The organism is Gemmiger formicilis (genome assembly GCF_018784445.1).
Taxonomy (GTDB): domain Bacteria; phylum Bacillota; class Clostridia; order Oscillospirales; family Ruminococcaceae; genus Gemmiger.
Map to the genome: position 1 here is coordinate 56663 of NZ_WQOH01000026.1, position 20532 is coordinate 77194.

Below are 20532 nucleotides of genomic sequence, written 5' to 3' on the forward strand. Positions count from 1 at the left end.
CCCCCGCGGGGGAAGGTGGCCGAGCGAAGCGAGGCCGGATGAGGGGCAGCCTGCCCACAGCCACCCGGCAAAGAGGCAGCCACGGCAAACGCGCCCCTCATCAGTCGGCTTCGCCGACAGCTTCAGTCTCCGTGCCAAGTGCCGCCTACGGCGGTTGCACTCCGACACGCGCCTGCGGGCGCAGCCCCTCAGGGGGAAGCCTTTATCACAGTCGGCTGATAACCGCCTGCGTAAACTCCTTCGTTCCGGCGGTGCCGCCGATATCGGCAGTCACGACCTTGCCCTCGGCGACCTGTGCCAGAATAGCATCATTCAAGCGGGCGGCCTTTTCCGTCTCGCCCAGGTCGTTCAGCATCATGGCAAAGGCCATCAGGATGGCGCTGGGGTTGGCCTTGTCCTGCCCGGCAATGTCGGGGGCAGAGCCGTGGACAGCCTCATAGATGCGGGTGTTGTCGCCAATGTTCGCACTGGGCGCAAAGCCCAGACCGCCCACCAGTCCTGCACAGAGGTCGCTGATGATATCGCCGTAGAGGTTCGGCGCGACGAGCACGTCAAACTGCTCAGGCCGCTGCACCAGCTTCATGCAGAGGGCGTCGATGATGCAGTCGTCGGCGGCAATGTCGGGGTATTCGGCGGCCACCTCGCGGAAGGTGCGCAGGAACAGGCCGTCGGTCAGCTTCATGATGTTGGCCTTATGCACGGCCGTGACCTTTTTGCGGCCGTTTTTCTGGGCGTAGTCAAAGGCAAAGCGGCAGATTTTTTCACACGCAGGGCGGGTGATAAGCTTCACGCCGTTGGCCATCTCGTCATTGACCATATACTCGATGCCCTTGTACAGATCCTCGGTATTCTCGCGCACAATGACGAGGTCGACGTTGTCAAAGCGGGTGGGTACGCCCGGCAGCGTGTGCACAGGGCGCAGGTTTGCGTAGGTGGAAAAGCGCTGGCGCAGCTGGACGTTGATGCTGCGGAAGCCCTTGCCAATGGGGGTCGCGGTGGGGCCCTTCAGCGCCCAGCCGCATTCCTCAATGGCATCCAGCGTGCCAGGGGCGATCAGCTCGCCGCTCTCGGCGGCGTACTCGGCACCGGCGGCAAACTCCTGCCACTCGATGCCGGTGTTCAGTGCGGTGGATACGGCGCGGACGCTCTCTGCAATTTCACGGCCGATGCCGTCGCCCGGGATCAGAACTGCTTTCATAAAAATACTTTCCCCTTTCCCTGTGTTTCTTACAATATACATAATAGTAACCGGTTTGGGGGCGGTTGTCAATGCGCATTTTTACACATTTCGCGACAATCTGCCCACTAGCTTAATTATTTAAAGTGCTAACTTGGCAATTTTGCAAAATTTTTAAGTTTTTCTTGACGAAAGCGCCAATATACTATAAAATCAATCTATCAGGCACTTGGTGTAAGGGAACGCCCGCAGGGGTATGCGCCTGTATAAAAATGCAAAGTGTATAAAGAGAGGGGTATGTGCGATGTATTACCCGGACGTCCCGGCTTTGGAGCCGGATGAATTGAACCTGCTCTGCAATGAGTATATGGAGCATAACGCCACGCTGGATCCGCATCTGGCGGATCAGATGGGCGTCAAGCGCGGCCTGCGCAATCTGGACGGCACCGGCGTACTGGCCGGCATCACGAACGTGTCCAACGTCATTGGCTATGACAAGAAGCCGGACGGCACCATCGCGCCCATCCCGGGCCGGCTGGTCTACCGCGGCATCGACATTGACACGCTGGCCGCCGAGGCCGACGCCCACGACCGCTTCATGTTTGAGGAGGTCATCTGGCTGCTGCTGTTCGGCTCTCTGCCCACCCAGGAGCAGTACGCCAAGTTCCGCAAGCTGCTGGAGCATCACCGCGAGCTGCCCCAGGGCTTTGCCGACGACATGATCTTAAACTCCCCTTCCCCCAACCTGATGAACAAGATGGCGCGAAGCGTGTTAGCCATGTACAGCTATGACGAGCACGCCGAGGATAACAGCCTGCCCAACATCCTGCGTCAAAGCATCAACCTGATTGCCGAGCTGCCCACGATGATGGTCAACGCCTACCAGATCAAGCGCCGCGTCTACGACCGCAGCAGTATGTACTTCCACCTGCCCACCGAGGGCCAGAGCACAGCCGAACATATTTTGAGCACCTACCGCGCCGACCAGAAGTTCACCCATGAGGAGGCGCGGCTGCTGGATCTGTGCCTGCTGGTCCATGCGGATCACGGCGGCGGTAACTGCTCGACTTTCACCTGCCGCGTGCTGTCCAGCTCCGGCACCGACACCTATGCGGCCATCTCGTCAGCCATCGGCGCGCTGAAAGGCCCCAAGCACGGCGGCGCGAACCTGAAGGTCATGCACCAGCTGGACTACATTTTGGAGAACGTCGAAGATCCTACCAACGACGACGAGGTCCGCGAGTTCCTGCGCAAGATCATCCGCAAGGAGCGCGGTGACGGCAGCGGCTTAATTTACGGCATGGGCCACGCGGTCTACACGTTAAGCGACCCGCGTGCCCAGATCCTCAAGACCCACGCCAAGAGTCTGGCCTACAAGAACGGCTATGACGAGGAATACGAGATGCTGTGCAGCATCGAGCGGCTGGCCCCCCAGGTCTTTGCCGAGGAAAAGCACGGCCCGAAGAAGGTCTGCGCCAACGTTGACCTGTTCAGCGGGTTGATTTACAGAATGCTGGGCATCAGCGAGGATCTGTTCACCCCGCTGTTTGCCATTGCCCGTGTGCCCGGCTGGTGCGCCCACCGCGTGGAGGAAGTGGAGTTTGCGAACCGCATCATCCGCCCCGCCTACCAGTACGTCGGCCACCCGCAAGCGTATGTGGCGCTGGAAGAGAGATAAGGTATATTCCCGGTGCAGCTGCAAGCAGCACTTTTCCCCCTCAGAATTCCCTTGCATTTCCCCGCTATTTTTGGTATAGTATTTCCTGTTTTCATTGCAACAAGGAGATTTTTATGCCTGAACGCGCCAACAAAAGAGAAAAACGGCTGGCTATGCTCGTGGTAGCGGCGGTGGTCGTCGTGACGGTGCTGCTCATTGTGGAGACCTTCCGCCTGCTGCTGCCCGGCCTGTGGAGCGCGTTTTCCGCCGGGGACGAGCAGGCCCTCAGCGCCTATCTGACCAGCCAGGGGCGGCTGCGCAGTTTTCTGACGCTGTGGTTTCTGGCCGTCGTGCAGGTGCTTTCGCTGGTCATTCCCGCCATGCCGGTGCAGCTGGCGGCGGGGCTTGCCTATGGGCCGTGGCTCGGCTTTTTGACGAGCTTTTCCGCCTCTGCCGTCGCCAACATGAGCGTCTACTTACTGGCCCGGCGGCTGGCCCCGGTCATCCGGCGCCTGGTGGCCGACAACCCCAAGGCTGCGAAGCTGCTGGACAGCGTGCGCAGCAGCAAGGACCCCTGGTTTTACACGATTCTGGCGTTCATCACGCCGGGGCTGCCCAACGGCATCATCCCCTACGCCGCCGCCAACGCCGGGATGCGCCCCAAGCAGTTTTTGGCGGCCATCTTCATCAGCCTGCCCTTTCCCACCCTGCTGACCTGCGCGGCCGGCAGCTTTATCCTGGAGGGAAACTGGATGCTGACCGTGCTGGTGGGCGTGGTGCTGTTCAGTTTTGTGGGCATTCTGTTCTTCAACCGCACCCGGCTCATCGCCCGGGCGCACCAACTCAACGATAACCGCAAGAAAAAAGCCGGGGCATGAAAGCCTCGGCTTTTTTATAAAGGTTTCCCCTAAGGGGGAAGGCATCGCCCTCTACAGCGCGTTACCCAAACACCACCTGCACCAGCACCATATACAGCGCCGTGCCTGCGGCGATGCTCAACAATGTATTCTTCTTCCACAAATGCAGACCTACCACCGCGGCGGCAGCAATAAGTTCCGGCAGGCCATGGTTCGGGCCGAACAGGTCCACGCCGCGCAGGCAGTAGACCACCAGCATCGCCATGATGGCGCAGGGCAGCACACCCGCGAGGTAGACAATAAACCTTGGTGTGGGCCGCCCGCCGCCGAACACCACAAAGGGCAAAAACCGTATCAGCGCCGTCACGCCCGCGACCACCGCCACAAGCAGCGCACCGTGTACATCAAACGGCATGGTCGGCCTCCTTTTTCTCGGTAACTTTACGCAGCAGCGTCAAGGCCGCCGTAATGCCCAGCATGGAAGGGATCAGGAAATTGCTGCTGCCGAAAATCAAAAGGCAGACCAGCGAGACACCCAGCCCCACCAGCGCGGGGGTGTGGTCCCTGCTTGCCTTCCACTGCTCGGTCATGACGACGAGGAACAGCGCGGTCATGGAAAAATCGATGCCGGTGGTATCAAAAGGAAGCACGCTGCCCAGCAGCGCCCCCGCCACGCAGCCCACAACCCAGTAAAACTGATCCAGCAGCGACACCCAGAAAAAGTATCTGCTCTGGTCAACGCCCTCGGGCGCGTCGCCGCTGCACACAACGGAGTAAGTCTCATCAGTCAAGGCAAAAATCAGGTACGGCTTAGCCGCGCCGGTATTTTTATAACGTTCCAACATCGAAATGCCGTAAAATAGATGCCGCGCGTTGACCATCAGCGTCATGAGCGCCGCCGAGATCAGCGACGCGCCGCCCGCCAATAAATCGATCGTGACATACTGCATACTGCCCGCATAGATCAGGCCGCCCATGGCCAGCGCCCAGCCCGCGCCGTAACCCTTGCTTTGCAGCAGCACGCCAAAGCCCAGCCCCAGCACGATGTACCCCGCCATGATGGGCACAGAGCGCACAAAGGCGTATTTGAACGTTTTCAACTTCCCATTTCCCCTTCAACCTACCAAATTGCTATGTTGGCTAGTATAGCACAAAAAAATTCCCTATGCAACAAAAAAGGCTTCCCCCGAGAGGGAAGCTGTCCGCGAAGCAGACTGATGCGGGGCAAGCGTGCCAATGCAGCCCATTATCGGGCAGTCATGGCAAATCCGCCCCTCATCCGGCTCTTCGCGCCACCTTCCCCCAAAAGGGGAAGGCAAAATCATTTTTCACTCTCCCACTGCGCCACCAATGGCGCGGCGACGGTGGAGAGCGCCTCCCGGGTGGCGTTGATGGCGGTCACATCCGCCGGGGTGAGCTTATCGGCTTTTTTATGGCGTAATACGCGCTCCAACGCGCGTTCTGCGTCCTTGATTTTTCCGCGCGTCTCGCGGTCCAGCGCCTTGCCGACCTTGCTGCCCAGCGCTGTGTTCACGCGGTAGAGCGCGGCCTCGCCCGCGTTCAGGGCCTCCAGGGCGGCCTTGCGCTCCTTGTCCTGCCCGGCAAAGGCAGCGGCGTTGCGCATGGCGCGGGTGATCTCCTCCTCGCTCAAATTCGAGGTTCCGGAGATCGTGATGCTCTGCTGCTTGCCGGTGTCCATGTCGCGGGCCTTGACCTTGACAATGCCGTTAGCGTCAATGTCGAACGTCACCTCAATTTTCGGCACACCCGCCCAGGCACGCTTGATGCCTCGCAGGGTAAAGGTGCCCAGCAGCTTATTGTCTTTGGCGAACTCGCGTTCGCCCTGCAGAACCTTGATTTGCACGGTGTTCTGAAACGGCGCGGCGGTGGTGAATACCTTGCTGAACCGCGTCGGGATCGTTGAGTTGCGCTCGATCAGATGTGTCGCCACGCCGCCGACGGTCTCGATCGAGAGGGTCAGCGGAGTCACATCCATCAGCAGCAGGCCCTCGCCAGGGCCGGCCAGCATTTCGCCGCCCAGCCGCCCGGCCTGCAAGGCTGCGCCCATGGCAACACATTCGTCGGGGTTCAGGGATTTGGACGGTTCCAGCCCGGTCATCCGCATGACTTTTGCCTGCACGGCGGGGATGCGGGTCGAGCCGCCCACCAGCAAGACCTGGTCCAGGTCGCTGGCCGAAATGTGCGCGTCGCTCAAAGCGTTGCGCACCGGCAGGGCCGTCCGCTCGATCAGATCGGCGCACAGTTCCTCGAACTTGGCACGGGTCAGTGTCGTCTGCAAATGCAGCGCACCCTCGGCGGTCGTGGTGATAAACGGCAGGTTGATATCTGTTTGTTTCGCGCTGGAAAGTTCTTTTTTTGCTTTTTCGGCTTCTTCCCGCAGGCGCTGCATCGCCACGCGGTCATTCGTCAGGTCAATGCCGTGCTCGGTTTTGCACCGCTCGGCCAGCCAGTTCATGATGCGCTCGTCAAAGTCATCGCCACCGAGGAAATTGTCACCGCAGGTGGCCAGCACCTGCACGATGCCGTCGCCAATGCGGATGAGCGACACGTCAAACGTGCCGCCGCCCAGGTCATAGACCATGACGGTCTGGGCGCGGCCATTGTCCAGGCCGTAGGCCAGCGCGGCGGCCGTAGGCTCGTTGACGATGCGGCGCACATTCAGCCCCGCAATGCGCCCGGCGTCCTTGGTGGCCTGGCGCTGGGCATCGTTAAAGTAGGCGGGCACAGTGATGACCGCCTCGGTGACGCTCTCGCCCAGGTAGGCCTCGGCGTCGGTCTTCAGTTTTTGCAGGATAAGCGCGCTCAGTTCCTGCGGCGTGTAGCACTTGCCATCGATGGGCACGCGGGTCTCGCTGCCCATCAGCCGCTTGACGCTGGTCACGGTGCGGGGGGCGTTGGTCACAGCCTGCCGCTTGGCAGGCTCGCCGACCAGCCGCTCCCCCGCTTTGGTGAAGGTCACGACCGAGGGCGTTGTGCGCTGGCCCTCGGCATTGGGGATGACGACCGGCTTGCCGCCTTCGACCACCGCCACACAGCTGTTGGTGGTGCCCAGATCAATTCCGATCATTTTTGCCATGGTGGTGTTTGTCCTTTCAAAAAAGACAATTTTAACTCTTGTTTCTATTGTAACGTTTGCCGCAGGAAAATGTGTTGCGATTTCGTAAATATTACAGTGATTTTTATAAAAGTAAGTTATCTGCAATTTTCCGTTGACGCTTTTTGTCTGGCGTGCTATATTTAGTTTAACGCACTAAAGAGGGGGAATTTTTCATGGCACGCACCGCGACTGTGACCCGCAACACGCGGGAGACGCAGATCACGCTGATCATCAACCTGGACGGCACCGGCAAGGCAGACCTGCACACCGGCATTGGCTTTTTTGACCATATGCTGGACGGCTTTGCCCGCCACGGCCTGTTTGACTTGAGCGTGACCTGCCACGGCGATCTGGACGTTGACTGCCACCACACGATCGAGGATATCGGCATTGCGCTGGGCACCGCCATCAAGGAGGCCCTCGGCGACAAGGCAGGTCTTGTGCGGTACGGCAGCTGCCTTTTGCCCATGGATGAGACGCTGGCGCTCTGCGCCGTGGATCTGGGCGGGCGGCCCTACTTTGTGTACGACGCTGCCTTTGCCGGGCAGAGCTGCGGCGGCATGGACACCCAGATGGCGCGGGAGTTTTTCTACGCGGTATCGTACAGCGCCATGATGAATCTGCATTTGAAAGTGCTGTACGGCGAGAACGACCACCACAAGTTGGAGGCCATGTTCAAAGCCTTTGCCAAAGCCCTGGACGCTGCCACCCGCAAGGATGCGCGGATCGACGGCGTGTTATCGACAAAGGGGACGCTGTAAGGGAAATGTTCGGCGGTGGAAACGACGGGCGCATATAGAATGCGCCCCTACGGTAGGGGCGGATTCCATATCCGCCCGTGCCCGTTTTCCGCCGTTGGCAGATATAATAGGAGGGAAAGCAGTATGTACAAGGACATCATTGACACCATCGGCTATGTGGAAAGCTATGACCCCGAGCTGGGCGCGGCCATGAACCGTGAGTTGGGCCGCCAGCGCCAGAACATTGAGCTGATTGCCAGCGAGAACATCGTCTCCCCTGCTGTGATGGCGGCCATGGGCAGCGTGCTGACCAACAAATACGCCGAAGGCTACCCCGGCCACCGCTACTACGGCGGCTGCCAGTACGTGGACCAGGTGGAACAGATCGCTATTGACCGCGCCTGCAAGCTGTTCGGTGCCAAGTACGCCAACGTGCAGCCCCACTCCGGCGCACAGGCGAACCTGGCGGTTTACTTTGCGCTGCTGAACCTCGGTGACACTGTCATGGGCATGGATCTGTCCCAGGGCGGCCACCTGACCCACGGCTCCCCCGTGAACATGAGCGGCAAGAACTACAACTTCGTCTCCTACGGCGTCTCGGCCGAGGATGGCCGCATCGACTACGCCGCGTTGGCCAAGCAGGTGGCGAAGGTCCGCCCCAAGCTGATCGTGGCCGGTGCATCCGCCTACCCCCGCGCCATCGACTTTGAGAAGCTGGCCGAGATTGCCCACGGCTACGGCGCGATGCTGATGGTGGATATGGCCCACATTGCCGGTCTGGTAGCAGGCGGCCAGCACCAGAACCCGGTCCCCTACGCCGACGTTGTGACCACCACGACCCACAAGACGCTGCGCGGCCCCCGCGGCGGCCTGATCCTGACCAACAACGAGTATCTCATCAAGCGCATCAACTCCGCCATCTTCCCCGGCACGCAGGGCGGCCCGCTGGAACACGTCATCGCTGCGAAAGCCGTCTGCTTTGGCGAGGCGCTGAAGCCGGAGTTCAAAGAGTACGCCCGCAAGATCGTTGAAAACGCGAAGGCACTGGAGGCCGAGCTGACTGCCCGCGGCGTGAAGCTGGTTTCCGGCGGCACGGACAACCACCTGCTGCTGATCGACCTGACCGACGAGGAGTGCACCGGCAAGGAGCTGGAGCACAACCTGGACGAGGTACACATCACCGCCAACAAGAACACCGTGCCCGGCGAGAAGCGCAGCCCCTTTGTGACCAGCGGCGTGCGCATTGGCACCCCCGCCGTGACGACCCGCGGCATGGGCGTTGACGAGATGAAGGTGATTGCGGACTGCATCGCAGACTGCATCTTTGACTTTGCAGGCAAGAAGGACGATATTGTCAAGCGCGTTGCCGATTTGACTGCGAAGTTCCCGCTGTATGAGTGATTTTGAGCAATAAATAAACCGTCCCGCCGAGGTGTATACCTCGGCGGGATTTTTTTGTGGGTGGTTGGGGCAAGGTTGTAAAGCCCCTCAGGCCGAGCGAAGCGAAGGTCGGAGGAGCTTTACCCATTGCCGGGTGCGCAAAGCCACGCCCTTGCCAGCGCCTGGGCAACCCTTTCCACATCTTCCTCCCGCAGCGCGGAATACCCCGCCACAACCGTATCCTCCCGGCACAGCTCGGGGCGGGCCAGGTAATACTCACTCAATCCCCGCAGCCGCACGCCCTGCTGCGCAGCGGCGGCCACCATGGCCCGCTCGCCGCCAGCGCCGGGCAGCGTCAGCAGAAAGTGCAGGCCGCTGTGTACGCCGTCCAGCTCGACGCCGGGCAGGGCCGCGCGCAGCGCCGCCGCGAATGCCTCCATACGGCGCTTGTAAGCAAGGCGCATCCGGGCCAGGTGCCGGGTAAAATACCCGCCCGCCATGAACTCGCAAAGGGTCTGCTGCTCAAACCGGCTGACCGTGTTCGCATAGGTCGCAAAATCGCGGCGGTAGCGGGCCAACAAGCTTTGTGGCAGCACCATACAGGCAATGCGGATGCCCGGTGCAAGGCTTTTGGAAAAGGTCGTCAGGTAGACGACCGGGCCGTCCGGGCCTGCCATGCCCTGCAAGCTGGGCAAAGGCCGCGTATCAAAGCGAAACTCCGAGTCGTAGTCGTCCTCCAAAATGTACCGCCCGGGCTGTGCCGCCGCCCAGGCCAGCAGCTGGGCGCGGCGGGGCGCGGGCATCGTGACGCCGGTCGGGAAATGATGGCTCGGCGTCAGGTAGCAGAGGTTCGCGCCGCTCTTTTCCAGCGCGGCGGCGGGTAAGCCCTCACGGTCGATGTCCACCAGCGTGCAGGGGATGCCGCTGTTCTGCAAGACCGTCCGCGTGCGGGAGTATCCGGGGTTTTCGATGGCCGCCATCCCATCATGGAACAGGTGCGCCAGGCAGCCCAGCAGGTACTCAATACCTGCGCCGACGACGATTTGTTCCGGTGTGCAGTCCACGCCGCGGTACACCGACAAATATTCGGCGATCTGCGCCCGCAGCGGCGCGTCGCCCTGCATCTCGCCGCGCTGTAAAAGCTCGGGCCGCTGGTAGAGCAGTTCTTTCTGGATGCGCCCCCAGCTGTGTGCCGGGAACAGCGCCGTGTCCACACTGCCGGTGGACAGGTCATACAGCGGCACAGGACCCGCCGGTGCAGCGGGTGGCGGCACCGGGGCGGCGGGGGTGCGGCGGGCGCGGCTGTGCAGCATACCGTAGGTGCTCTGCACGTAAAAGCCGCTGCGGGGGCGCGCCTCGGCCAGCCCCTCGGCGGCCAGCATCTGGTAGGCTGTGTCCACCGTGTTGACGCTGACGCCCTGCTGCGCGGCCATGGTGCGGCGGCCCGGCAGCGGCGTACCGGCGGCACGCTGCCCAGTACGTATTTCATCCGCCAGGGCGGCGTAAAGCTGCTCATACAGCGGTGCTTTTTGGCTGGGGTCCAGTTCGATCATCGTTTGCTCCTTCATCTGGCCCTATAAAAAATTCAAAAACTGGGCATTTATTTGGAACCAGAAATTTGTATAATAAAAACATACCTTCCCGGAAGGAAAATGTCAATAAGAAAATTAGGGGGAGTTAAGAATCATGTCTACCGCAACGATTTGGCTGCTGTTTTTTGTCGTAGTAGCCCTGACACTGCTGATCGCAGCGCTGACCAAAACCAAGTTCACCGTCCAGAAAATCAGCATCATCGGCATCATGGCTGCCCTGAGCTTTGTCGCCTATGAGTTTTTCCGCATCCCGAATGTGTTCGGCACTGGGTCCAGCTTCCACCTGGGCAACACCTTCACGGCGCTGACCGCCATGCTGCTGGACGGCGTTTCCGGCGGTCTGGCCGGTGCCATCGGCCTGGCGCTGGCGGATATCGTGGCCGGTGACCCTGGCTACGCCATCACCAGCTTTATCCTGAAATTTATTATCGGCCTGGTCTGCGGTGCGGTGGCCCACAAGGTCATCCACCTCAAAACCTTCCCCACAGACAACAAGGTCAAGTATGTGGCCGCCGTCACGGCATCTGCGTTCAGCGGCCTGCTGGTCAACGTGTTTACCGATCCGTTCGTCGGCTATTTCCGCAACCTGTACATCTTTGGCCAGCCTGCAGAGTTTGTCTCCGTCGTGACCAAGATCACCAGCGGCGTCACGCTGGTCAACTCGCTGCTCTCCACCGTCTGCGCAGTCATCCTGTACATCGCCCTGCGCCCCGCGCTGGAAAAGGCGCATCTGCTGCCGAAGGAGTAAATTTTAAGCCTTTTCCCTTGGGGAAAGGCCTTAATAAACAACGCCATCCTCCATTTCTGTTTACCCCCGCTTCGGCGGGGTTTTTGTTTTTGCTGGAAAATTATGTAAAAATTGCGAAAAGACTTCCTTTTACAGTGGATTTGTAGTAAAATTGGGTTATATATTCTGTAAATGTTACACGTCCCAACGCGAAAGGAATCTTTCATGGCAGGCAAAACCAAGTCAAAATCCAAAAAGCGGCCGCTGGATATGCGCAGCAAAATGTATCTGGTGCTGGCCCTGTGCAGCGTGATGCTGCTGGTCAGCATCGGCGTGGCGCTGGCGCTCATCGGCGGGCTGGACCTCGGCAAAGCGGATGGGGAAAGCACCTCCACGGTGGACAGCGCATCCATGGTGACCGAGAGCGGTTATAATAAAGAGGAAAACACCATCGACACCCAGGCGTACACCTCCACGATTTTGGAGGAAAGCGCCGACGCAGGCGAAAGCTACATAGACGAGACTCTGTTTTTGGGCGACAGCAACACGGCGCGTATGTACCGTATGTTCGACTATTGCTCCTACGATAACGCCATCGGTTCTGTGGGCATGAGCGCCCGCAACCTGGCCACCTTTGCCTGCGTGCAGCTGAGCACCTCATCAAGCTATGTGACAATGTCCCAGGCGGTGGCAAAATTGCAGCCCCGCCGGGTCATTTTGACTTTTGGCACCAACGACCTGAATCCCAGCTACAAAGCAGCGGATTTCGTCAAGAATTATCAGGCGGGCATCGAGACCGTTGTTGCGGCCTACCCCAGCGTGGATATCCTCGTCAACTCCATCCCGCCCATCGGGCAGCAGCACTCCAACCAGAGCCTGACCCAGACCCAGGTGGACGAGTACAACAAGGCCCTGGTGGAAATGTGCCAGGAGAAGGGCTGGAAGTTCCTGAACAGCGCCGAGGTTCTGAAGGACGCCGCCACCGGCTACGCCAAGAGCGGCTATGTGGAGACGAGCGACGGCATCCACCTGACCCGCAGCGCGATGGATGCACTGTTCAACTATATCCGCACCCACAGCTATATCACGGAGGATGACCGCCCGGCGCTGACCACCATCCCCAAGCACACAGGCGACAAGGACGCCGTCACCTACACGGTGCCGGTCGTCAGTTCCACCGCCAGCACCGAGGAACCGGTCTCCTCTGAATCTGAGTATATCGAGGACAGCAGTTCTTCCGAGGAAAACGTCAATTACGTCGAGGCCACCCCCACACCGGAGCCGGTGATTGAGGAAACGCCGACTCCCACACCGGAAGCCGCCCCCACGCCGGAAGTCACCGCTACGCCGGAGCCGACGGCCGTACCTACCGAGGTCCCCACGCCCACCCCGGAACCGACGGCTGTGCCCACCGCAGAGCCGGTCGTGACCGAAGCCCCGGCGGCTGAGCAGCCCTCCACCGACCAGGCGGCGGAGAAACAGCCAGCCCCGACAGAATAAAAAGCACACCCCTGCACAGCAATGTCACTTCGTTAGCCTCCCAAAGAAATAGAACCCAGCCCGCAGAATTACACAGCAAAGATTCTGCGGGCTGGTTTGTTTGTGGTTTCAGAAAAAATGGTACGGCAAAAAAGCGGATAGAGAAATCCGCTTAAAAGACTATTCAAAAGAGGAATTTATGCTACTCTGTAAGTGAAGCTGACCGCAGGTTTCTGCGTGAGCTTACAAGAGTCCGTTCTTCCGGGACGAATAGGAGAAATGAACCTCATAAACAAGGCTTCAACAGTACATCGTTTGTTTGCTTGTTGGTAAGCTTCAGATGAAAAGGCATATCGAACTCATTGGAATCTGGCAGTGGCAAGCCGGAAGCGATTCCCTCTTTTCGGAAAGGCGTTTCTTTGCCTGTTCCAGTTTCTTTTTGTCATCCCGGATACTTCGCTCTTGGTCAATCCTGTGGCATTGCAGCCATTCTTCCTGAAAATCATCCACATCATTGCGGATGACCGCTCGTTCATCTTCAACGTGGACAAGCTGGACGAGGACGAAACCCAAGGCCAGCTTGAAGCAGGCACTGCCCTGGCGCGTAAGCTGCGCGAGATGGTCGTGCCGGAGATTCACACCAACGTGTACAAGATCATGACCGACGGCGCAGGCCACAAGCCCGCCACCGCTGCGCTGGTTCCATGATGGGGTTATACAACATCACGCATACAGGGGCACAGGCTTTGCATCGTGGCAGCACGGCGGTAGCGTAGAAGAACGCCTGATAGAATATCTGGAAAGCCAGGGCGCGTACCAGTGCGCGGTGCGGTAAAAAGTGCAGTATGGCAAAAAGAAAGCACCTAAAAACTTACGTTCTTAGGTATTTTTCTTTTGGTGCGGATGAAGGAACTTGAACCCACGTGGCATTGCTGTTAAATTGATTTCGAGTTAATCTTTGAAAAGGTAATATGGTGATAACCAAGGCTGATGCAGGCTGGTTTGTCCGCTGATTTTGGACGATGTGTGTAGGGATAATACTGCTCCACAACCAAAAAATAATGTAGGTACGAAAAGAAGCAAAATCGCCCGTTTTGGGGCAAAAATGGCGGCTTTTTGGGAGAAATGCAAGATAAGATGCAAGATAACCCCTGCCAAAAAAGCCGGATAATGGTGCAGGTTTGCGGACACGAATGAGAAAAATGCAAGAAACAAAAAAATGAAGTAGTGATTTTTCGGGTTCCACTTTACAAACAAGGAGAACCCGAAATGAAGAAAGAAACTGTAAGCAATGACTCTTTGAAAGAAAAAATCGAAGTAATCCTAACGCCTTATCCGGACCCGATGAGCCGCAACGATTTCCGCATTGTATGCCATATCGGGACGCGCACTTCGCTTTATCTCCTGCAAAGCGGGCTTGTTCCCTGCAAAAACAACGGAAAGAAAACGCGCTGCTATAAAATCGCCAAGAAAGATGTTGCCGAGTATCTCTACCGCCGAGAGTCCGACCCGATGCGCTACACTCCGCCCAGCGGGTGGTATTACAACTACCCCAAGCATAAGAAACCTGCCGCATCGTTAGAGCGCAAGCTGAACTATACGGGCGAAGAACGGCTGCTGGCCAAGGAATGGTACGAGCAGCAACTGGCAAATTACCCGGATGTATTGACCGTTGCGCAAGTCTGCGAGGTGACAGGCTATCAACGCCACACAATTCTGAAATGGTGCAGCAGGGGCTTGCTGAAAACCATCTTGCAGACACCCAAGTATATGATTCCCAAAGTATGGCTGCTGGAATTTGTGACATCCGATTTTTTCAACGAGATCAGCCGAAAATGTGGAAAACACTACACCGCAATCAGAGCAATTAGCAACTCGCGCAAAGCCAGATGACGCGCTTAGTCACCCTCATGGGAGTGCCAGCGCTTTAAGACTTCTTCCACCTGCTTGATAAGCTGCTCCTTGTTCGGCATATACAGGACATACCGAGAAGCAAAAATCTGGTTTGATAACCCGCCCAAGGCATATTCAGCCGCTACACTGTCCTTATCGGTGCAGAGGATGATGCCGATGGGCGGATTGTCTTCCGGGTCGTTGACCTCCGCAGCATAATAATTCAGATACATATTGATCTGCCCGGTAGCTTCGGGCGTGAGTTTGGTGGTTTTCAACTCGATCAGCACAAGGGCATGCAAAATCTTGTTGTAGAACACCATGTCCACATAGTAGTGGATGTTATTCACAGTGACCCGCTGCTGCGTGCCGACAAACATAAAGCCCCGACCAAGTTCCAGCAGGAAATCTTCGATTTGCCGCACCAGTGCCGCTTCCAAGTCGCTTTCAAGGAATGGCTTTTCCTCCGGCAGACCTAAAAATTCAAACACATACGGGTCTTTGATGATGTCCTCCGGCTTGGCGTATTTCAGCCAGCGCCAAAACCTGCTCTTTGTTGGCATCACCGCGGGACAGAAGCAGACGCTCAAACAGAGAACTATCGATTTGCCGCTTCATCTCACGGACAGACCATCCGGCGTTGACTGCTTCCTTTTCATAGAAGCTGCGCTTTTCCTTATCGGAGATGGACAGCAGCTCGCAGTAGTGCGACCAATTCAATTCTCCAGACACTGTCTGGAAAATTGGATAGCTGAGATAGAACTGCTGCATCTTGTATGTAAATATTTTAATTTGTTGACATTTTCCCGAAATCACGATATAGTAATAGTAGAAAACGACTTGGGAGGGATACTGGATGCCAAGCGATTACCAACAGCAAATAAAAGAGATTTTTGGCACATCTGATTTGGATGAACTGCGAGAACTTGCAAAGATGCTGAAAATCAATAATCCAAATCCGCGCAATGCGGGTCGCAAGGCGCAGCTGACCCCCGACCAGACCGTAGAGGTTTTGGAACTGCATAGAAAAGGCATCGGCAACACCGAGATTGCAAAACAGTTCGGCGTGTCGCGCCAGACCATATATAAGTATATCTATAACGCCGAGCATTTCAGCACGGACCCAGATTTTACCATGCGGATGAACTTTATGAATGGTCAGCAGCTATGTACGGTCATTGACATTGATTTCAAGCACGAAGTTGTCCGCATGAAGAACTACACCGACCGAATCCCTTTGCGGGCGTTTGGCGTTGTAGAAAATCCGTCCTGGGCAGATTTCGAGGAATTCTTGAAAGAAAGATGCCTGCCCGCCAGCCGAGCCGGTCTGAAAGGCATTCTCCGGGAGATGGATATTCCTTTCTTTGATCCGCTGTTGATTATTGAAAAGACAAACGGGCGCATGGCTGGGGACAAACAGTGGGTGCAGATGATCCGTAACATCGCTGCGTAAGGAGGGCTTATGGAAATAATTGATTTAAGCAAACTTGAACCGCAGGAAACGCTGAACCATACATCCAAGGGAAATCAGTTAAAATGGAAATGTGACGGGTATTGGTACAAGGCTGACCACATGGGTTATGAGGGGCTGGCGGAAACGATTGTTTCTGCCATGCTGGCAAAGTCAACCATTAAGTACCCCTTTGTCGTTTATGAGTATTCGCAAATCAAGTACAAAGACCGAGTTTACAGTGGCTGTAAAAGTGCTGATTTTCTCGCGGACGGTTATGACCTTATTCCATTGGAAAAGTTGTATCGAAAATTTACCGGCGGGAGCCTTGCAGTAGATACAGCTCATCAAGGGGAAATCAAGAATCAGATAAAATTTCTGGTAAACTTCGTTGAACAGACAACCGGACTACAAAACTTTGGGCAATATCTGACCTCGATGCTGGAGATTGATGCATTTTTCCTAAACGAAGATCGACATACCAACAATATTGCTGTTCAATACAACGCCGCAGACGATACCTATGCACTGTGCCCATTATTTGATAATGGCTTGTCGCTTTTGGCGGATACCAATATGGATTTTCCCTTGGAAAGAAGCTTAGAGGATTGCCTAAAAACTGTTGAAGCCAAGCCTTTTTCGAGATATTTTGACGAACAGTTAGATGCTGCTGAGGAATTATACGGCATACAGCTTCACTTCAACTTTAGCACAAACGATGTAAAGGCGCTCATCGATAGCTATCGAACCGCCTATAGCCAAGAAATTTGCGACCGCTGTGAAGCCCTTATCCGCCGCCAGATGCGCCATTATGGGTATCTCGTTAGGTAGATTGAACGTGAGTCAGAGCGAATCAGGAAAAAAGATGCGGCACAATACAGCAAATGCAATGTGATTAAAAAATGTTGATTGTTTACACGACCTCAATTCACAGGTCATTGTATAAATGGCAAATAATTTACGCAATTGATAACATTAATAGCGACTCCGGCAAAACGCAATCTATCTTTAAGCTCAATTTTCCAGTCTCTGACTGGAGAATCTAATAGCTAAGATATGATTGAGACAAAGTTTTTTCGCTGTGTGTAATTCGAACATCGTCATTCTACAATAACTTTTGCCGATCTCTATCACGATGATAATTTTTTCCCCCATTTTTATCAAAAATTGACAGCAGCCCACTCTGGCGCAGCACTCCAAATTGCTAGACACGTCTGGCAACTTTTAAGTATGTCCTCCGGCATAATGCCATTCTCGGCGCACTCTGTGGGATTCGTAGCACACAAAACGTCAGATGTGAAAAGACGGTCACAAGACACATTTGGCCGTACTTTGTAGAGGTGGCCGAAGATGTACGGCATACACCTTTGTATCGGGACATCTACAAACTCAGACAGCAAAAAATCTAGTGTATGTTTGCTTACACAAAAGAAGAGCACAGCATGCACTATATGCAGTACAGAGGCTTTGCTTAGGTCACCAACTGGATGAAGCCCAAATTTTCTGCCATGAATTTAAAGAAACTAGCCGCTTGGAAGTAGAAGATGAAAAATCCTTCTCCGAGAAAGAAGCGGAGAGGTTTTTCCTAGGAGAATTTTTTCGCTATTATTGCTACTGTTTTTTGTTTCAAGAGTGTGGCAGTGGGCGGATAACTCCATGGAGGCCTCGCCATGGATGATTATCTTCTTCGATTGGATTAGCAAGGGCAGCTCGATATGTAGGACGGTCAGGACAATCATGTTGGTATCGTCAAAAAGGTCAAAAACGGTATCGCCTACACTATCTAGGGTAACTCCGGCGATAACTGCCGCGTGAATCAGTGCCCGATTGGCCATTATGAAATTCTCGGCTACGGTGTGCTGAATCTGTAAACCGGGTTCAAAGACGAACTTGCCCCCTTTATTTTTAGGTGCACTTAAATGTCGACCAGAAGCGACAACTCGCAAAAAAAATGCGAAAAACACCTGTATATCATTGAATTATTCGAATCCTTGTGATAGAATGTTTATTATTAGACTGTAAAAATGGGAATGTTTGCACCCAGACTGGGATAAATAAGAAAGGACGATCGGCTATGCGTGTGAGCTATGACAGACTTTGGAAAATGATGAAGAACAATAAAATGACAAAACGCGATCTTGCTCAAGCTGCCGGATTCAGTCAATACATGATGGGACAATTTACCAAGGACGAGTACGTGTCCCTAAAAGAGATTGCGACTCTTTGCGGTATCTTCCATTGTGATATCGGGGATGTTGTTGAGATAATCGAGGACTAAGCTGTATGAATAGCCAGCCTAAATGGGATATATACGAATCCGTAGTACTTTTAAGCGGCTATCTCTTAGCTTGCAAAAAGAGTGAACCAAAAGCCTATATTATCAGGCGTGTTTCGGCAGACTTACGAGCCATGGCCATACATCGAGGGCGAAAGATTGATGAGGGTTTTCGAAATGAAAACGGTATATCTTATCAAATGCAAAACATGGATTCTGCCTATAGGGGTCGAAAAATTTATGTTCCTGCAACTAAGCTGTTTCAAGAAACAGTAAGCTTGTATAGAAATCATTACAGCAGATTTCAGGAACTGCTCAAGGAAGCAAGATATATGATTGAACATGACATTGCCCAACATGCCCTAAATGATACAAACGTATTTGCTGTAGATTTTAATGATTGCTCGGACATGTCGTTTGCATGTGTAAACAGTCTCACGTATAAAGGGCAGACAATACTAATCCGACCTAAATGGCGCGGCCTTTATATAGCACTTCTCAAAAGACTCTACGGTGATTATCCAAATGAAATTGATAGTGTAGTTGGAAAAGTGTATGGCCGAGCCTCTGCTCCGCTTGTTGGGAATCATTGTTCTATTTCTTCAATGCGTTCTCCGGGTGAATTTGCTCCCGACAGATATGTAGAACTAAACATATCCGCAACCACAGTCATTATAAATATAAAAGCTATACTAGATATCTGTGGTACAAGTTACGAGGATGTCAATATCACCTATACCAAGGATAATAAGGACGAAAAGCAATCGCTTTTAAAAATTCAAAGTAAAATTCAAAATATTCAGGCCATTTTTCCATCCGAGTTGCTTTCAATTGCGGGGACAATCATTTCTGACATCTTTCCGAATGGCCTTCGCAAGTCATCGCAAATTGCAAGAAAGAAATTTGCAGCTTCTTATAAAAGTATTACAGGAAAAGATTTCCCAGACAATATAAATCTTGATGCACTCGCTCTTCAGATAGGATTGGAATATGAAGACAAGATATATGTTCTTTCTAAGGAAACAAAGGAATTTCTTAGGAAGTCAATCGAAAATATTCGAGAGAAAGAATATCGTTTAGTGTATTACGAAGAACTGTACAATACTTTTTCAGAACAGCTTTCTGCGGATAAGATTTTCTCGGCAGCGATGTTAAAAACGGTACTTGAGGCAGTTGTACCCGAAATGTTCTTCTATAAGGCATATGCGTGCTTTTCAAAGGACGACTCTTTGGTTGATGACATAATTCATGCATACGGGGATGATATATATATCGACTACCATGAGATAAAAAGTCGCTTGCCGTATGTTGACCTTTATCAAATTCGTTTGACCTGTTCTAGAAGCTCTGAGTTCGTCTCTATGGGCGACGAAGTATATGCACTTTCCAGAAAAATATGTTTGTCAAAAAACGATATTGAAGCTGCACGGAGAAGTATAGAAGAAGATATAACCGAAAACAACTTTTCCAAGCTTGGCAGCATTGATGTTTATGAAAGTGAATGCATGAATCCCGGCATCAATGCTTCTGCGTTGCAGACGCTCCTGTTTGATAGACATCTATCAGAAGATTATGATAGGAAGCGCTCAATTATCACGAGAAAAGGCGCGGAAATCCGAGTATATGATGTGATGAAGAAGTTTTGCCTAGAACACGAGCAGATATCCGTTAATGAGATAGAAGCTTATGAACGGGATATCAGTGGTCGCTTCACATACGGATTAAGCGCTGCTTTTGACAACATGATTAGAGTTAACAAAGAAACGTTTGTGCATAACGATATGGTTCCTTTTGATGTTGAGGCGACCGACTACGCAATCTCGATGTATGTTCAAAATAGTGTGTTCCCTTTGGCTGACATTAAAAGTTTTACTTCCTTTCCCTATGTTGAGGGCTTCCCGTGGAATTCTTTTCTGCTTGACAGTTTTTGTAGTCATTGCAGCAAAGAATTCCGTTCAATGGGCGGTCCTGCAAAGCAGAATATTATCGGTGCGATATACCCGATTCACATGACTTTTGACAACTACACATCTCTGCTTGCAAAAACCGCTGCAGATAGCGGATTGGAGTTGACGGACAAAACGATTGGAGATTTCTTCTCTGCCCATAAATACTGGTTGAGAAGGAGTAAGCTCAATGAGGTTTTAGCGACAGCTCAGGAAATGAGACTCAAGGAGGAATAATCCC

The 20532-nt window shown here is 54.1% G+C and carries 19 protein-coding genes; 12 read left to right on the top strand and 7 right to left on the bottom strand.

From position 1 onward, the window contains the following. Window positions 1-205 precede the first annotated feature (205 nt). On the bottom strand, window positions 206-1198 hold the full coding sequence (locus GPK89_RS09330; protein ID WP_215692586.1) for an isocitrate/isopropylmalate dehydrogenase family protein: 993 nt from the start codon (window positions 1196-1198) through the stop codon (window positions 206-208). A 283-nt stretch (window positions 1199-1481) separates the two neighbouring features. Between GPK89_RS09330 and GPK89_RS09335 the strand changes: the two genes are divergently transcribed. Together GPK89_RS09335 and GPK89_RS09340 are read left to right on the top strand one after the other, a co-directional pair. After that, entirely contained in the window at window positions 1482-2855 is a 1374-nt protein-coding gene (locus GPK89_RS09335; RefSeq protein WP_215692587.1) for a citrate synthase, read from the top strand. 113 nt (window positions 2856-2968) lie between these two features. Beyond that, window positions 2969-3712 carry a TVP38/TMEM64 family protein gene (locus GPK89_RS09340; RefSeq protein WP_215692588.1) on the top strand — a complete coding sequence of 248 codons (744 nt, stop codon included), beginning with the start codon at window positions 2969-2971 and terminating at the stop codon, window positions 3710-3712. 61 nt (window positions 3713-3773) lie between these two features. Here the strand turns inward: GPK89_RS09340 and GPK89_RS09345 are convergent, their stop codons facing one another. The 3 genes from GPK89_RS09345 to dnaK all read right to left on the bottom strand — a co-directional run bounded on the left by GPK89_RS09345 (window position 3774) and on the right by dnaK (window position 6788). Beyond that, window positions 3774-4106, bottom strand: a complete 333-nt coding sequence (locus GPK89_RS09345) for a branched-chain amino acid transporter permease (RefSeq protein ID WP_215692589.1) — start codon at window positions 4104-4106, stop codon at window positions 3774-3776. After that, window positions 4096-4791 carry an AzlC family ABC transporter permease gene (locus GPK89_RS09350; protein WP_252261604.1) on the bottom strand — a complete coding sequence of 232 codons (696 nt, stop codon included), beginning with the start codon at window positions 4789-4791 and terminating at the stop codon, window positions 4096-4098. Before GPK89_RS09350 ends, GPK89_RS09345 begins: the two co-directional genes overlap by 11 nt. A gap of 221 nt (window positions 4792-5012) precedes the next feature. Beyond that, complete coding sequence (gene dnaK, locus GPK89_RS09355; protein WP_215692590.1) at window positions 5013-6788, bottom strand: molecular chaperone DnaK; 1776 nt, start codon at window positions 6786-6788, stop codon at window positions 5013-5015. A 194-nt stretch (window positions 6789-6982) separates the two neighbouring features. Between dnaK and hisB the strand changes: the two genes are divergently transcribed. Both hisB and glyA read left to right on the top strand, forming a co-directional pair. After that, window positions 6983-7570, top strand: a complete 588-nt coding sequence (gene hisB, locus GPK89_RS09360) for an imidazoleglycerol-phosphate dehydratase HisB (protein ID WP_215692591.1) — start codon at window positions 6983-6985, stop codon at window positions 7568-7570. Window positions 7571-7693: 123 nt separating this feature from the next. Next, the gene (glyA, locus tag GPK89_RS09365) at window positions 7694-8950 is read left to right on the top strand and encodes a serine hydroxymethyltransferase (protein ID WP_252261606.1); all 1257 of its coding nucleotides are present in this window, start codon (window positions 7694-7696) and stop codon (window positions 8948-8950) included. 119 nt (window positions 8951-9069) lie between these two features. Here glyA and GPK89_RS09370 read toward each other — a convergent pair whose 3' ends face one another. Next, a complete protein-coding gene (locus GPK89_RS09370) occupies window positions 9070-10482 on the bottom strand; it encodes a PLP-dependent aminotransferase family protein (RefSeq protein ID WP_215692592.1) in 1413 nt (470 codons plus the stop codon). Window positions 10483-10615: 133 nt separating this feature from the next. On the opposite strand from GPK89_RS09370, the gene GPK89_RS09375 reads away from it, so the two are divergent. From GPK89_RS09375 to GPK89_RS09390, 4 genes are all read left to right on the top strand, one after another. After that, entirely contained in the window at window positions 10616-11269 is a 654-nt protein-coding gene (locus tag GPK89_RS09375; RefSeq protein ID WP_215692593.1) for an ECF transporter S component, read from the top strand. A gap of 204 nt (window positions 11270-11473) precedes the next feature. Further along, entirely contained in the window at window positions 11474-12748 is a 1275-nt protein-coding gene (locus GPK89_RS09380) for a GDSL-type esterase/lipase family protein (RefSeq protein ID WP_215692594.1), read from the top strand. Between the two features lie 441 nt (window positions 12749-13189). After that, the gene (locus tag GPK89_RS09385; RefSeq protein ID WP_215692595.1) at window positions 13190-13435 is read left to right on the top strand and encodes a hypothetical protein; all 246 of its coding nucleotides are present in this window, start codon (window positions 13190-13192) and stop codon (window positions 13433-13435) included. A 561-nt stretch (window positions 13436-13996) separates the two neighbouring features. After that, complete coding sequence (locus GPK89_RS09390; protein WP_215692596.1) at window positions 13997-14620, top strand: helix-turn-helix domain-containing protein; 624 nt, start codon at window positions 13997-13999, stop codon at window positions 14618-14620. Between the two features lie 5 nt (window positions 14621-14625). On the opposite strand, the gene GPK89_RS16605 is transcribed toward GPK89_RS09390, so the two are convergent. Next, a complete protein-coding gene (locus GPK89_RS16605) occupies window positions 14626-15111 on the bottom strand; it encodes a PDDEXK nuclease domain-containing protein (RefSeq protein WP_346344848.1) in 486 nt (161 codons plus the stop codon). Then, a complete protein-coding gene (locus GPK89_RS16610; RefSeq protein WP_346344849.1) occupies window positions 15104-15340 on the bottom strand; it encodes a DUF1016 N-terminal domain-containing protein in 237 nt (78 codons plus the stop codon). The genes GPK89_RS16605 and GPK89_RS16610 overlap by 8 nt, the downstream gene beginning before the upstream one ends. A 136-nt stretch (window positions 15341-15476) precedes the next feature. On the opposite strand from GPK89_RS16610, the gene GPK89_RS09400 reads away from it, so the two are divergent. The 4 genes from GPK89_RS09400 (at window position 15477) to GPK89_RS09415 (ending at window position 20528) form a co-directional block, all read left to right on the top strand. Continuing rightward, entirely contained in the window at window positions 15477-16073 is a 597-nt protein-coding gene (locus tag GPK89_RS09400; RefSeq protein ID WP_215692597.1) for a helix-turn-helix domain-containing protein, read from the top strand. Window positions 16074-16082: 9 nt separating this feature from the next. After that, complete coding sequence (locus tag GPK89_RS09405) at window positions 16083-16901, top strand: hypothetical protein (protein WP_215692598.1); 819 nt, start codon at window positions 16083-16085, stop codon at window positions 16899-16901. Window positions 16902-18144: 1243 nt separating this feature from the next. After that, window positions 18145-18348 (top strand): helix-turn-helix domain-containing protein, encoded by a 204-nt coding sequence (locus GPK89_RS09410; protein ID WP_215692599.1) that lies wholly within the window; start codon window positions 18145-18147, stop codon window positions 18346-18348. A gap of 5 nt (window positions 18349-18353) precedes the next feature. Beyond that, window positions 18354-20528: a hypothetical protein gene (locus GPK89_RS09415; protein WP_215692600.1), complete on the top strand. Its 2175-nt coding sequence runs from the start codon at window positions 18354-18356 to the stop codon at window positions 20526-20528. Window positions 20529-20532 lie beyond the last annotated feature (4 nt).